This window comes from Microbispora sp. H10836, from assembly GCF_012999525.1.
Taxonomy (GTDB): Bacteria; Actinomycetota; Actinomycetes; order Streptosporangiales; family Streptosporangiaceae; genus Microbispora.
This window is the reverse complement of record NZ_JABBWU010000008.1, coordinates 51,074-64,020: the sequence shown is the minus strand read 5'-3', so window position 1 is coordinate 64,020 and position 12,947 is coordinate 51,074. Positions and strand designations below refer to the sequence as shown.

The following is a 12,947-nucleotide window of genomic DNA, read 5'->3' as shown; positions in this document are numbered from 1 at the left end:
CCGGAGAGGTCCCTGCCGCGCTATCCGTGATCTCTACACCCGCGGAGGAGCAGCGTACGGGCACGTCTTGTCAGTCGCAATGTTTCGGTGAAATATCGAAACATTCGCTGCAAGGACCCTCAGGAGGAAGGACGGACGCCTTGGAACGCCTCAAGGTCATGGCACAACCCGCGGGTCGGCCCTCCCCCGGAGGAGGCCGATGACCGGCCGTCTCCTCGCCGGGAGCCGAGTCGTCCGCCGTACGCTCGTGCTCGGCGCCGTCGCGGCGCTGGCGACGGGCCTCGCGGTGGCCGGGACCCCCCGGGCGAACGCCGCCGCCGACACGCTGGGCGCGGCGGCGGCCCAAACCGGGCGCTACTTCGGCACCGCGATCAGCGCGAGCAAGCTCGGCGACCCGGTGTACACCGCGATCGCCGGGCGCGAGTTCACCATGGTGACGCCCGAGAACGAGATGAAGCTCGACGCCACCGAGCCCCGGCAGGGCGTGTTCAACTTCGGCCCGGGTGACCGCGTCTACGACTGGGCGGCGCAGAACGGCAAACAGGTGCGCGGCCACACCCTGCTCTGGCATTCGGGGCAGCCGCAGTGGCTGCAGAACCTGTCCGGCAGCGCGCTGCGCCAGGCGATGATCGACCACATCGACGGCGTGATGGCCCATTACAAGGGCAAGATCTACGCCTGGGACGTGGTCAACGAGGCCTTCGCCGACGGCACCGGAGGCCGGCGCAACTCGAACTTCCAGCGCACCGGCGACGACTGGATCGAGCACGCCTTCCGCGCCGCGCGGGCCGCCGACCCGGCCGCCAAGCTCTGCTACAACGACTACAACATCGAAAACTGGACCTCGGCCAAGACACAGAGCGTCTACACCATGGTCAAGGACTTCAGGTCCCGCGGCGTGCCCATCGACTGCGTCGGCATCCAGGCGCACTTCACCAGCGGCAACCCCTACCCCGGCGACTTCCGCACGACGCTGCGGAACTTCGCCGCCCTCGGCGTCGACGTCCAGATCACCGAGCTGGACATCCAGGGCGCCCCGCCCGCGACGTACGCCGACGTGGTCACCGACTGCCTGACCGTCCCCCGGTGCACCGGCGTCACCGTGTGGGGCGTCCGGGACACCGACTCCTGGCGCAGCGGCGACACCCCGCTGCTGTTCGACGGCGACGGCGACAAGAAGCCGGCGTACACGGCGGTGCTGGACGCCCTCAACGCCGCCGTTCCCGGCCCCTCGCCCAGCCCGACGCCGTCCCCCGCTGGGAGCTGCACCGCGACCCTCTCCGCGGGCGCGAAGTGGCCCGACCGGTACAACCTCGGCGTCACCGTCACGGGTTCGGACGACTGGATCGTGACCATGACCGTGCCGCGTCCCGCGAAGATCATCGCGACGTGGAACGTCAGCGCCAGGTGGAACCCCACCACGAACGTCATGACCGCCCGGCCCGACGGCCACGGCGACAGCTGGGGCGTGACGATCAAGCACCACGGCAACCGGACCTGGCCCACGGTCTCCTGCCGTCACGCCTGACGACACGCTCCCCCGGGGCCCGCTAGATCCGATCTAGCGGGCCCCGCCCGTCGATCTGGCGCCTGTTGGGTGAACGGACAGAAGGAGACGACAGATCATGCGGGACCGGACGACGGACCTGGCGATAGAGACATCGGGCCTGGTCAAGATATTCGGCGAGAACCGCGCGGTGGACGGGCTCGACCTCACCGTGCCCGCGGGCACGGTGTACGGCGTGCTCGGCCCCAACGGGGCGGGGAAGACCACCGCGGTCAAGATGCTGGCCACCCTGCTGCGCCCGGACGGCGGCGAGGCCAGGGTGTTCGGCCACGACGTGCTGCGCGAGCCCGACGCCGTACGCACCCGGGTGAGCCTGACGGGCCAGTACGCCTCGGTGGACGAGGAGATGACCGGGATGGAGAACCTGGTCCTGCTCGGCAGGCTGCTGGGCCACAAGAAGCCCGCCGCCAAGGACAGGGCCATGGCACTGCTGGATGCCTTCGGGCTGACCGAGGCCGCCGGCCGGCAGGTCAAGACCTACTCGGGCGGCATGCGCAGGAGGCTGGACATCGCGGCCAGCATCCTCAACACCCCCGACCTGCTGTTCCTGGACGAGCCCACGACCGGGCTCGACCCGCGCAGCCGCAACCAGGTCTGGGACATCGTCCGGATCGTGGTCGCCCACGGCACGACCGTGCTGCTCACCACGCAGTATCTGGACGAGGCCGACCGGCTGGCCGGGCGGATCGCGGTCATCGACCACGGCAGGGTCATCGCCGAGGGCACCCCCGGCGAGCTCAAGTCGTCGGTCGGCTCGGGGTCGGTGCACGTGCGGCTGCGGGACGCCGCGCAGCGGCCGGAGGCGGAGCGCGTGCTGGCCAGGGAGCTGAACACGCAGGTTCACCTCGAAGCCGATCCCGTGGCCCTGACCACCCGCGTCCCCGGCGACGACGCGGACGCCGGAGCGGAGCGGGCCTCGCGCGCCCTCGCGGCGCTGGCCGCGGCCGGCATCGTCGTCGACGACTTCTCCCTCGGCCAGCCCAGCCTCGACGAAGTCTTCCTGGCCCTCACCAATCGCCCGGCGACCGACCAGAACGCGCAGGAGGAGGCGGCATGAGCACCACGACCACCGAGAGCGGCACGTCCTTCGTCCCCGCGGCCGAGACGCTGGGCGCGGTCCTGGCGCCCGGGGCGCGCCCGCCACGCCCCAGCGCGCTGTCGGCCTCGCTGACGTTCGGCTGGCGGGCGATGCTGAAGATCAAGCACGTGCCCGAGCAGCTCTTCGACGTCACCGCGTTCCCGATCATGATGACGTTGATGTTCACCTACCTGTTCGGCGGCGCGCTGGCGGGGTCGCCGACGGAGTATCTGCAGTTCCTGCTGCCGGGCATCATGGTGACGAGCGTCGTGATGATCACGATGTACACCGGGGTCGAGGTCAACAAGGACATCGAGAAGGGCGTCTTCGACCGCTTCCGTACGTTGCCGATCTGGCGGCCGTCGACAATGGTCGGCTATCTGCTCGGCGACGCGCTCCGCTACACGATGGCGGCGACGGTCATCCTCGTGGTCGGCCTGGTGCTGGGCTTCCGCCCGCAGGGCGGCGTCGTCGGCGTGCTGGCCGCCATCGCGCTGCTGGTGGCCTTCTCGTTCGCGTTCTCGTGGATCTGGACGATGTTCGGGCTGCTGCTGCGCAGTGAGAAGTCGGTGATGGGCACCAGCATGCTGGTGCTGTTCCCGCTCACCTTCCTCAGCAACGTCTACGTGGACCCGCAGACCATGCCGGGCTGGCTGCAGGCGTTCGTCGGCGTCAACCCCATCTCCCACCTGGTCAGCGCGACGCGTTCACTGATGGCGGGCAGCCCGGACAGCGGGGAGATCATCTGGGTGCTGGTCTGCGGCGCGGCCTCGATCGTGGTCTTCGGCGCGCTGACCATGCGCCTCTACAACCGCAAGTAGCGACAGCACGCCTGCCAGGCAGGCGCTTCCACCGATCACCCTCGTAGCACGACGGGGGCGCTCGGCCACCGCCCAGGCCCGCGCGGCGACGGGCCTGGACACCGGCCCCGCCGGGGGAAGCGCCTGGTTTGGCAGACAAATGGACACCAAGGCCAGCCCAAGTGGCGTCCAAGCTGTATTCGGCACGCTCCTCTAGGAAACCGAAGCAGTCGATCCCCTGGGAGGAATCGTGTCTCGAATCAGAACGCGTCTCGCGCTCGCGACCATCGCGTCGGCCGTGGCGGTGCTGGGCGTCTCCGGGGCCACAACCCCCGCTCACGCGGCGGACGAAGAGTGGCCCACCCTGGTCCTGCGCGGCGACGCGGGGTACGAGGGCTCGATCAGGGTCATGCGCGAGCTCGTGTCGAACCCCTACTACGGCTGGGTGTACGTGCCGACCTCCAGTCCCGACCTCGGCGGCTTCAGCGACAAAACGAGTTCCCTGTCCAACAACGACGCGGTGGCCTGGGTGCTGTATGACGACAAGTACTACTTTGACCGGCACTACTGCATTCGTCCTGGTGAGACGGTGCCCAACCTCAGCTCGTCACGGTGGAAGTTCAACGACAAGATCTCGTCGGCCAAGCGGCTGGCCACCGCCAGTTGCGCCGGATACCCGGCGTTCTACAGCACCAGCTGAACGGCGTGAACCGTCACAGGCGCCAGGTGAGGTCGTGCTCGGGCTGGTAGCGGCAGGTGGCGCCGGTGGAGACGGCCGCACGCAGATGGGCGGCCATCGCGGGATGAAGCGGGTCGAGTTTGCGCAGCACGTCACGGATCCGGGCGGTGACGGCCTTGCGGGCACGCTCGGCCTCGTCACCGAGGCGGCGGTCGCGCCCGCCGAGTCCCGAGGCGGAGCGCAGCTCGGCCAGCAGGGCCGCCCGCTCCCGGTCGAACTCGGCCGCCCTGCCGTCGTCTCCCCGCTCGGCCGCCCGGTCGATCTCCTCGTCCAGCAGGGCGAGCCTGCGCCGGTAGCGCGCCTTGGCCTCCTCGTCGAGGACCGCGTCGCCGCCCATCGCCCGGGCGGCGACGACGAGCTCCCCGCCCTCGGGGTCGAGCAGTCGTACGGCGGGCAGGTCGGCCCCGGGATGGCTCAGCAGGCTGTGCAGGTCGCGCAGCCCCTTGGCGTCGGGCAGGTGGACGGTGTGGCCGCCGAACCCCAGCGCCCAGACCGCGCCGTCCCGCCGGAACTCGGCCGCCTTCGGCATCACCGGGCGGCCACGCACGGACGCGCGTTCCCGCAGGCGAGCCAGCCGGACGCGCTCCACGACGTGCCGCATGCCGAGCTGGGCCGCTTCGCCCTCCGCGTCGTCCAGCAGCTTCCCGGCCTCCTCCGCGTCGCCCGGGCGGCCCCGCCGCAGCAGCGCCTCGCCGAGATGGGCCCGCGCCTCGACGGACCACGGGCGGGCGAGGAGCAGGTCGGCGGACTGCCAGGCGGCGGTGAACCCGTCGACCGCCTCGTCCCAACGCTCCTGCGCCGCGTCGATCAGAGCGCGCTGGAGGACGACCGGGCCGCCGACGTCCCAGCCGTACATCGAGACCGCCCAGCCGCCGACGTACGGCTCGATCGCGGCCCTGGCCTTCTCGCACAGCTCGGGGTCGCGCGACCAGGCGGCGACCATGGCCTGGAACCGCAGCCACAGAGGCTGTATCGAACGCCGTGGCTCGCCTGCGGCCATCGTGTCGCGCAGGTGGCGCAGCGCGGCGCCGCCGTCTCCCCTGTGCAGCGCGGTCATCGCCTCCAGCAGGCCCGGACAGGGGTGCCGGCTCCTGCGCAGCGCGCGGTGGATCTCGTCCAGGTCGTCGTAGCGGCCCTGGAGCATCCGCACCGCCCAGCGATGGTGATCCAGCATGTACGCGAAGTGGTCGTGCCCGTGCTCGAACCCGTTGAGCTCGTCGAGCAGGGTCTCCGCCTGGTCGAAGTCGCCCATGAGGGCGGCGATGATGCTGCGGTCGCTGACCGTGGCCATGTCGATGCGCGGCAGTTCGGCGCGGCCGCCGAGCACGACGAACTCGCGGAACTGGCCGAGATAGGCGGGGTCGCCCTGCTCGAGGAGAGCCACCCAGCGCAGCGCGGCGGCGATGCTCTCCATCTCCGCGTCGCCCGTGCGGTGGGCCAGGGTCAGCAGTTCCCCGGTGAGCGCCGCCCTCTCCGGCGCGGTGCCCGGCCCCCAGATGGTGTCGTGGTAGGCCCACAGGCTGAGCGCCAGCGCCTCGTCGTCCTCGCCTCGCCGGGCGAGCACGGCGACGTGGATGGCCAGGTCCCGCGCGAGGCGGTCGAGGGAGAGCTCGCCGTCGGGGAACCGCCCGTCGCGGACCAGCTCGCCGTGCGCCTCCCGCAGCAGGTCGGCGGCCGGCAGGCCGCTCTCGGCGACGCCGGTCGCGTAGACGGTCAGTGCCACCCGCGCGATCAACTCGGGATCGGCGCTCGCCCGCGCGACGGCGGCCGCCTCCTCGAAGGCACGCCGGCCGCCGTCGTGGTCGTCCCCGCTGTAGAGCTCGCGGCCGAGCTCGAGTGCGATCAGGACACGCCGGCGGGGCTCCCCGGCGACGGCGGCGCGTTCGAGCGCCCTGCGGTAGTGCCCGTGCGCCTCTTCGAAGGCCAGGCGGGCGGCGGCGTCACGGGCCGCGGCGAGCAGCCGGTCCACCGCGTGGCTCGGCTCGACGTGGTCACCGGCGAGGTGGGCGTGCCGGGCCATGTCGGCGGGGAGCACATGCTCGGCGAGGCCGGCGGATCGGTCGACGGCGTGGACGACCGCGGCGTGCCGGCGGGGCGCCGCCTTCTCGTCGAGAGACTCGTAGAGCGTCTGGCGGACCAGGTCGTGCGCGAACGCGAACACCTCCCCGCCACTCGCCCCCTTCGCCACGACGAGCCGGGCGGCCACCGCCTGGTCGAGCAGCCGTTCGACGTGGAGCACGGGAGCGGCGGCGACGGCGGCCAGCACCTGGCGATGGAACTCGCGGCCGAGCACCGCGGCCGTGACGAGAAGGTCCACGACCGGCGCGGGCAGCAGGGACAGCCGCCGCAGCAGCGTGTCGCGGACACCGGGGGCGATCGTGGTGACGGAACCTCCGCTGCGCCACAGGCGCGCCGTCTGCTCCACGAAGAAGGGGTTGCCGCCGGTGCGCCGGTGCACCTCGGCCACGAGGTCGGCGGACGGGTCGCGGCCGGCCGCGCGGGCCATCAACGCGCCGACCTCGTCCCGTTCGAGCCCGGTGAGGGTCACCGTGGTCGCCCGCGCCGCCAGCGGCAGCACGAGGGGCCGCAGCGGATGGTCGGCCGCCTCCACCTCCACGTCCCGGTAGGTCCCCACCAGCAGCACCCGCTCGAACCAGGTGTGCTGTGCCGCGAACTCCAGCAGCCTGAGCGACGCGGTGTCGGCCCAGTGCAGGTCTTCCAGCACGACCACCAGGGGACGGCTCTGCGACACCGCGACCAGCGCGCTCGTCACGGCGTCGTACAGCCGGAAGCCCTCGGCCGCGTCGCCGCCGGGCGACTCGCCGAGCAGCGCGGCGAGGCCGGCGCCCCCGGCCTCCTCGGCCGCCGCCCACTCCCCCGGCGCGGCACACCGCCGCATCCCCCGCAGGACCTGCACCCACGGCCAGTAGCCCGGGGCGTTGTCGGAGTCCCAGCACGATCCGCCGAGGACCAGCGCGCCCAGGCGCCTGGCCTCCTCCGCCGCGCTGGTGACGAGCGTGGTCTTGCCGATCCCGGCCTCACCGGCCACCAGCATCAGGCCGCCGTGGCTGCCGACCGCGCGGGCGATCTCGGCGCGCAGCATCGCGGCAGGATGCTCCCTGCCGATCAGCCCAGTGGTGAGCTCATTGGTCGCGCCATCGATTCGCATGCCGTCTCGAAGGTATCCGTCCGCTCCGACAATTTCCCACCGCCGGGTGCGGGCACGTGCCTCAGCCGAAGAACTTCGTCAGGATCTCCGCCAGTGCGGCCGGCCGCTGCAGCACGCCGTGGTCCTCTCCGGGCATCACGGTCAACTCGGCGCCGGGCACGGTCGCCGCGACGGCCTTCGTCCCCTCCGCGAGGTTCGGCGCGGTCCGGTCGCCGTAGACCGCCAGCACCGGCACGCCGATCCCGGAGAGCCGCTCGTACGGCATGACCTGCCAGGGCGCGCTGACCAGCACGTCGTACGGCAGGCTGGGCGCCTTGTCGGCCAGAAACGCCCACTCCGGCCCGGCCTTCATGCCGGCGACCATCTCGGCCGGGACGCCGACCGCCTCGACGAGGAACAACTCGGCCGCGCCGTCGCGGTCCCCGGCGGCCACCAGGGCCTTGAGCCGGTCGTACAGGTCGGCCGGCGGCCTCGGCTGGTTCTCGTCGGCGCAGTACGGCGGCTCGTAGACGGCGACCCGGTCGACCGGCAGCCCGCGCATGGCCCCCTCGAGCACGAGGACGGCGCCGGAGGAGTGGCCGAACACCGAGGCCCGGCCGCCGGCGTGCTCGATGACGGCCGCCAGGTCGTCGACCTCGTTGGCGACCGCGTAGTCCTCGCTCCTGTCGTCGCTGCCCACCCGGCCGCGCCGGTCGTAGGTCACGACGGTGAACGCCGAGGCGAGTTCGGCGCCGAGCCCGGCCACGGTCGAACGGTCGTTGAACGCGCCGCCGACGAGGATGACCGGCGCGCCCTGGCCGATCGTGTCGACGGCGAGGGTCGTGCCGTCCGTGGTAGTGATGTTCTCGGTCATGTCCGCCAGCCTTTCAGGGAGCTACCGTCGTGTGAAGGTCATGTGGGTGACGCCGCTCGGGCCGGTCACCGATTCGATTTGGAAGCGCTTCTCGAGTCCTTCGAGCCCGTCCCACAGCCGCTCGCCGCGGCCCAGGACGATCGGGACGACGGCGATGTGCATGTGGTCGACCAGGTCCGCGGCCAGGAACTGGCGGACGGTGGTCGGCCCGCCGCCGATCCGCACGTCCAGGCCGCCGGCGGCCTCGCGGGCCTGGCGCAGCGCCTCCTCGGGGGTGGCGTCGACGAAGTGGAACGTGGTGCCGCCCTCCATCTCCACCGTAGGCCGGGGGTGATGGGTCAGGACGAAGACCGGCGTGTGGAACGGCGGGTTCGGCCCCCACCATCCGGTCCACTCCTGGTCCTCCCACGGGCCGCGCTGGGGCCCGAACTTGTTGCGGCCCATGATCTCCGCGCCGACGCCCTCGTTCCACGTGCGGGCCACGGCGTCGTCGACCCCGGCACCACCGCCCTTCTTCCCGAGCATGTCGCGGAAGATCCGGGTCTCGAAGAACCACTCGTGGAGCCGCCCGCCGGCGTGGCCGAACGGCTCTTCGAGGGTCTGACCCTCGCCGGTGGCGAAGCCGTCCAGGGAGACGGAGAAGTTGTGCACTCTGACGCGGGACATGGCTGATCTCCTGGTTCCGACTAGTGATTGCGGATTGCAATCACTGGGGATGAGCGTAAGCTAGGTGGTAGCAAAACGCAATCACTTCGGAGGTGGCCGTGCGAGAAGGACCGCGATCCGGCTGTGCGATCAACGCGGCGGTGGAGGCGCTCGGGGACCAGTGGAGCCTCATCGTGCTGCGGGACGTGATCTTCGGCGGGCGCCGGTACTTCCGTGACCTGCTCACCAACTCCGAGGAGGGGATCGCGTCGAACATCCTCAGCAGCCGCCTCAAGGCCCTCGTCGCCGGTGGTCTGCTGACGCACGAGGAGGCCGGGCGGGGGCGGCGGGGCACCTACAGTCTCACCGAGGCCGGCATCCAGACGGTTCCCGTCATGGTCGCGCTCGGCTCGTGGGGGCTGCGGCACCGGCCGACGACCCCCGCCCTGGCCATCCGGGCGCGGCTGCTTGAGGAGGGTGGCCCGCCCCTGTGGGACGACCTCATGGACGAGCTGCGCGAGGAGCACCTGGGCATCCCCCGTCCCGACCCCGATCGCCCGCGCGCGTCCCAGTTGCTGCAGGAGGCGTACGAACGCGTCCTGGCGACGTCGTCCTGATCACATAGGGTGATCCACGTGACATCTCACCCGCGCGGCCGTGTCGTCGACCTCAGTCATGTGGTCCGGCACGGAATGCTCACCTACCCGGGCCTGCCCGGGCCGGAGATCGGCGACTATCTGACGCGCGAGGATTCCCGCGGGCGCTACGCCCCGGGCACCGAGTTCCACATCGGCCGCATCACGATGGTGGCGAACACCGGCACCTACCTCGACACACCGTTCCACCGCCTCGCCGACGGCGAGGACCTGGCCCAGGTCGACCTGTCCCGGCTGGTCGACGTCCCCGGTCTGCTGGTCGACGTCTCCGGCTCCCCCCGGCGCGGCATCGGCCCCGACGCGTTCGAGGGCCATGACGTCACGGGGCGCGCGGTCCTGCTGCGTACGGGCTGGGACAGGCACTGGGGCGGCCCGTCCTACGGCGACCCGGGCCACCCCTTCCTGACGGCGGACGCGGCCGCCCTGCTGGCCGACCGGCGACCGGCCGTCGTCGGCATCGACAGCGTCAACATCGACGACATGGCCGACGGACTCCGCCCGGCCCACACCGCCCTGCTCACCGCGGGCGTTCCGATCATCGAGCACCTGCGCGGGCTCGACCGGCTGCCGCACACCGGGTTCCGTCTCCACGCGGCGCCCGTCGCCGTGTCCGGCATGGGCACCTTCCCCGTCCGGGCGTACGCCCTCGTCCCGTAACCGCTTCGTCCGGGCCACATCAGCCGGACCAGCCTCACGCTGAGCCGTACAGCATGGGCAGGAGAGATAGGTCGGGCTAAGCTAACTTAGCTAAGGAGGTCGGCGATGTCAGAGGGCGCTACCGAGCAGTACAACATTCACGAGGCGAAGACGAACCTGTCGCGCATCATCGACCGGGTCGAGCATGGCGAGGAGATCGTCATCAGCCGTGCCGGTCGTCCCGTTGCCAAGGTCATTCCCTTCCCGACCAAGGTGAGCCGCTGCGGCAGAGGCTCTTTGAAAGGTCAGCTTCACATGGCCGACGACTGGGACTCGCCCGAGGTCAACGACGCCATTGCCAGGGATTTCGGTCTGCTGCCGTGAAGATGCTCCTCGACACACACGTTGTCCTTGGTGGCTGAGCGACGACCCGACGCTTGCCGACGAGGTCAAGAGCATGATCGACCAAGAGCCGGAGGTCTTCGTGAGCCCGGCCACTCTGTGGGAGGTGGCCATCAAGCAGAGCATCGGCAAGCTGGTGGCACCCGATGACCTGGTTGAGAAAATCCGCGACAGCGAGTTCCGGGAACTGCCCGTTCGGTTCGGCCACGCCATCGAGGCGGGCAGGCTGCCGCTCCTTCATCGCGATCCCTTCGACCGGCTGCTGATCGCTCAGGCCCGGTTTGAAGGACTCTCCTTGGTTACCAGGGACGGCCAGATCCCCAAATACGACGTCCACGTAGTGGCGGTCTGAACGTGGCCCATCCCCGGCACGAAGGAAGCCGTTTAAGACACCGGCAGCCTTCATGACGACCCCGTATAAGTGCACTTCTAAGAAGTCGACTTCTTAGAAGTGCACTTATACAGGAAGCCGTCCTACTGCTCCGGCGCGAAATGGGAGAGGACCTCCGGGTTGGCCATGGCGTCGGGGTTGGCGGCCTTCTCGACCGGGGTGCCGAGCAGGATCTTCCGTACGGGGACCTCCAGCTTCTTGCCCGACAACGTCCTCGGGATGCCGGGGACGACGTGGATCTCGTCGGGCACGTGCCGGGGCGACAGCTCGGTGCGCAGGGCCGTACGCAGGCGGGACACCAGGTCGTCGGACAGGGACGCGCCGTCGGCGAGGGTGACGAACAGCAGCAGCCTGCCCTCCTGGCCGAGCTGCCCGGTGTCGATGACGAGGCTGTCGGCGATCTCGTCGAAGCGCTCCACGACGCGGTAGAACTCGCTGGTGCCCATGCGCACACCGCCGCGGTTCAGGGTCGAGTCGGAGCGCCCGTAGATGACGCAGCCGCCGTCGGGGAGGATCTTGATCCAGTCGCCGTGCCGCCAGATGCCCGGGTAGTCGGCGAAGTACGACTCCCGGTAGCGGTCGCCCATGGGGTCGTTCCAGAACATGACGGGCATGGACGGCATCGGCCGGGTGATGACGAGCTCCCCCACTTCGTCCACGGTCGAGGCTCCCGAGGGGTCGAAGGACTCGACGGACGCGCCGAGGCAGCGGCACGGGATGACGCCGGCCCGGATCGGCAGCAGCGGCACCGCGCCGACGAACCCGGTGCACACGTCGGTGCCGCCGGAGAACGAGCCGAGCTGCACGTCGGGCTTCACGTCGGAGTAGACCCAGGCGAACCCCTCGGGCGGCAGCGGCGAGCCGGTCGAGCCGATCCCACGCAGCCGGTCGAGACCCTCCGGCTTCACCCCGGCCTTCATCGACGCCGTGATGTACGGCGCGCCGGTGCCGAAGTAGGTCACGCCCTCCTCGGCGGCCAGCCGCCACAGCGCGCCGGTGTCGGGGTGGGCCGCGCTGCCGTCGTACAGCAGGACGGCAGACCCCACCAGCAGGCCGCCGATGAGGTAGTTCCACATCATCCAGCCGGTGGTGGTGTACCAGAAGAACACATCGCCCTCGCCGAGGTCCTGGTGGAAGGACAGCGACTTGAGGTGCTCCAGCACGATCCCGCCGTGACCGTGGACGATGGGCTTGGGCAGGCCGGTGGTGCCCGACGAGTACAGCACCCACAGCGGATGGCCGAACGGCACCCGCTCGAACTCCAGTGGCGCGGTCTCGGCGCGCAGGTCGTCCCAGCTCGAACCGTCGTCGATCGCATCGGCGCCGAGGGTGGGGATCCAGACGGTCGCCTCCAGCGTCGGCAGCTTCCCGGCGATCTCGCGCACCACCGCGGACCGGTCGTACGCCTTGCCGCCGTAGCGGTAGCCGTCCACCGCGACCAGCACCTTCGGCTCGATCTGGGCGAACCGGTCGGTCACGCTGGGCGCGCCGAAGTCGGGCGAGCAGGAGGACCAGATCGCCCCGAGCGAGGCGGTGGCCAGGAAGGCGATGAGGGCCTCGGGGATGTTCGGGACATAGGCGGCGACCCTGTCGCCGCGCCCGACACCGAGCCGTACGAGCCCCGCCCGGACCCGGGCGACCTCCTCGCGGAGTTCGCCGAGCGAGTACTGCCAGCGACTGCCCGATTCGTTGCGGAAAATCACCGCCGTCCGGCCGGGGTGGCCGCGCAGGGCGTTCTCGGCGTAATTCAGCGCCGACCCCGCGAACCATTCGGCGTCCGGCATCGTTCCCTGGATGACGGGCCCGTCACCACGTGTACCGACCACACCGAAGTAGTCCCATATCGATGTCCAGAAGTCGGCCGGCGACTCGACCGACCACTTCCATACGTCCTCGTAGTCCCCCGTACGACCCAGTCGTTCCAGGTAACGGGTGATCCGAGCCGCACGTACGACGTCGGGCGTGGGTTCCCAGAGCAGAGCGCCTTCCTCGACCATGCCCCCATCTTGGC

12 protein-coding genes are annotated in these 12,947 nt (G+C 70.8%); 8 read left to right on the top strand and 4 right to left on the bottom strand.

All coding sequences use genetic code 11. The features are described 5' to 3' along the window. Positions 1-199: 199 nt before the first annotated feature. From HHX30_RS16590 to HHX30_RS16575, 4 genes are all read left to right on the top strand, one after another. Positions 200-1,528 carry an endo-1,4-beta-xylanase gene (locus HHX30_RS16590; protein WP_169982866.1) on the top strand — a complete coding sequence of 443 codons (1,329 nt, stop codon included), beginning with the start codon at positions 200-202 and terminating at the stop codon, positions 1,526-1,528. 97 nt (positions 1,529-1,625) lie between these two features. Beyond that, positions 1,626-2,624: an ATP-binding cassette domain-containing protein gene (locus tag HHX30_RS16585; RefSeq protein WP_169982865.1), complete on the top strand. Its 999-nt coding sequence runs from the start codon at positions 1,626-1,628 to the stop codon at positions 2,622-2,624. Beyond that, positions 2,621-3,466: an ABC transporter permease gene (locus HHX30_RS16580; protein WP_169982864.1), complete on the top strand. Its 846-nt coding sequence runs from the start codon at positions 2,621-2,623 to the stop codon at positions 3,464-3,466. Before HHX30_RS16585 ends, HHX30_RS16580 begins: the two co-directional genes overlap by 4 nt. A 229-nt stretch (positions 3,467-3,695) precedes the next feature. Next, on the top strand, positions 3,696-4,145 hold the full coding sequence (locus HHX30_RS16575) for a hypothetical protein (protein WP_169982863.1): 450 nt from the start codon (positions 3,696-3,698) through the stop codon (positions 4,143-4,145). A gap of 13 nt (positions 4,146-4,158) precedes the next feature. Here the strand turns inward: HHX30_RS16575 and HHX30_RS16570 are convergent, their stop codons facing one another. From HHX30_RS16570 to HHX30_RS16560, 3 genes are all read right to left on the bottom strand, one after another. Continuing rightward, complete coding sequence (locus HHX30_RS16570) at positions 4,159-7,353, bottom strand: AAA family ATPase (protein ID WP_169982862.1); 3,195 nt, start codon at positions 7,351-7,353, stop codon at positions 4,159-4,161. A gap of 61 nt (positions 7,354-7,414) precedes the next feature. Further along, complete coding sequence (locus HHX30_RS16565; RefSeq protein WP_169982861.1) at positions 7,415-8,206, bottom strand: alpha/beta fold hydrolase; 792 nt, start codon at positions 8,204-8,206, stop codon at positions 7,415-7,417. Between the two features lie 21 nt (positions 8,207-8,227). Next, positions 8,228-8,872: a dihydrofolate reductase family protein gene (locus HHX30_RS16560; protein WP_169982860.1), complete on the bottom strand. Its 645-nt coding sequence runs from the start codon at positions 8,870-8,872 to the stop codon at positions 8,228-8,230. Positions 8,873-8,970: 98 nt separating this feature from the next. Between HHX30_RS16560 and HHX30_RS16555 the strand changes: the two genes are divergently transcribed. The 4 genes from HHX30_RS16555 (at position 8,971) to HHX30_RS16540 (ending at position 10,897) form a co-directional block, all read left to right on the top strand. Further along, a complete protein-coding gene (locus tag HHX30_RS16555; RefSeq protein WP_169982859.1) occupies positions 8,971-9,468 on the top strand; it encodes a helix-turn-helix domain-containing protein in 498 nt (165 codons plus the stop codon). Between the two features lie 18 nt (positions 9,469-9,486). Then, positions 9,487-10,164, top strand: coding sequence for a cyclase family protein (locus HHX30_RS16550; protein ID WP_311922487.1), 678 nt, complete (start codon positions 9,487-9,489; stop codon positions 10,162-10,164). A gap of 105 nt (positions 10,165-10,269) precedes the next feature. Beyond that, on the top strand, positions 10,270-10,527 hold the full coding sequence (locus tag HHX30_RS16545; protein ID WP_169982858.1) for a type II toxin-antitoxin system Phd/YefM family antitoxin: 258 nt from the start codon (positions 10,270-10,272) through the stop codon (positions 10,525-10,527). Beyond that, on the top strand, positions 10,499-10,897 hold the full coding sequence (locus HHX30_RS16540; RefSeq protein WP_283246797.1) for a type II toxin-antitoxin system VapC family toxin: 399 nt from the start codon (positions 10,499-10,501) through the stop codon (positions 10,895-10,897). The genes HHX30_RS16545 and HHX30_RS16540 overlap by 29 nt, the downstream gene beginning before the upstream one ends. Positions 10,898-11,019: 122 nt before the next feature. Here HHX30_RS16540 and HHX30_RS16535 read toward each other — a convergent pair whose 3' ends face one another. After that, entirely contained in the window at positions 11,020-12,933 is a 1,914-nt protein-coding gene (locus HHX30_RS16535) for an acetoacetate--CoA ligase (RefSeq protein ID WP_169982857.1), read from the bottom strand. Positions 12,934-12,947: the final 14 nt, after the last annotated feature.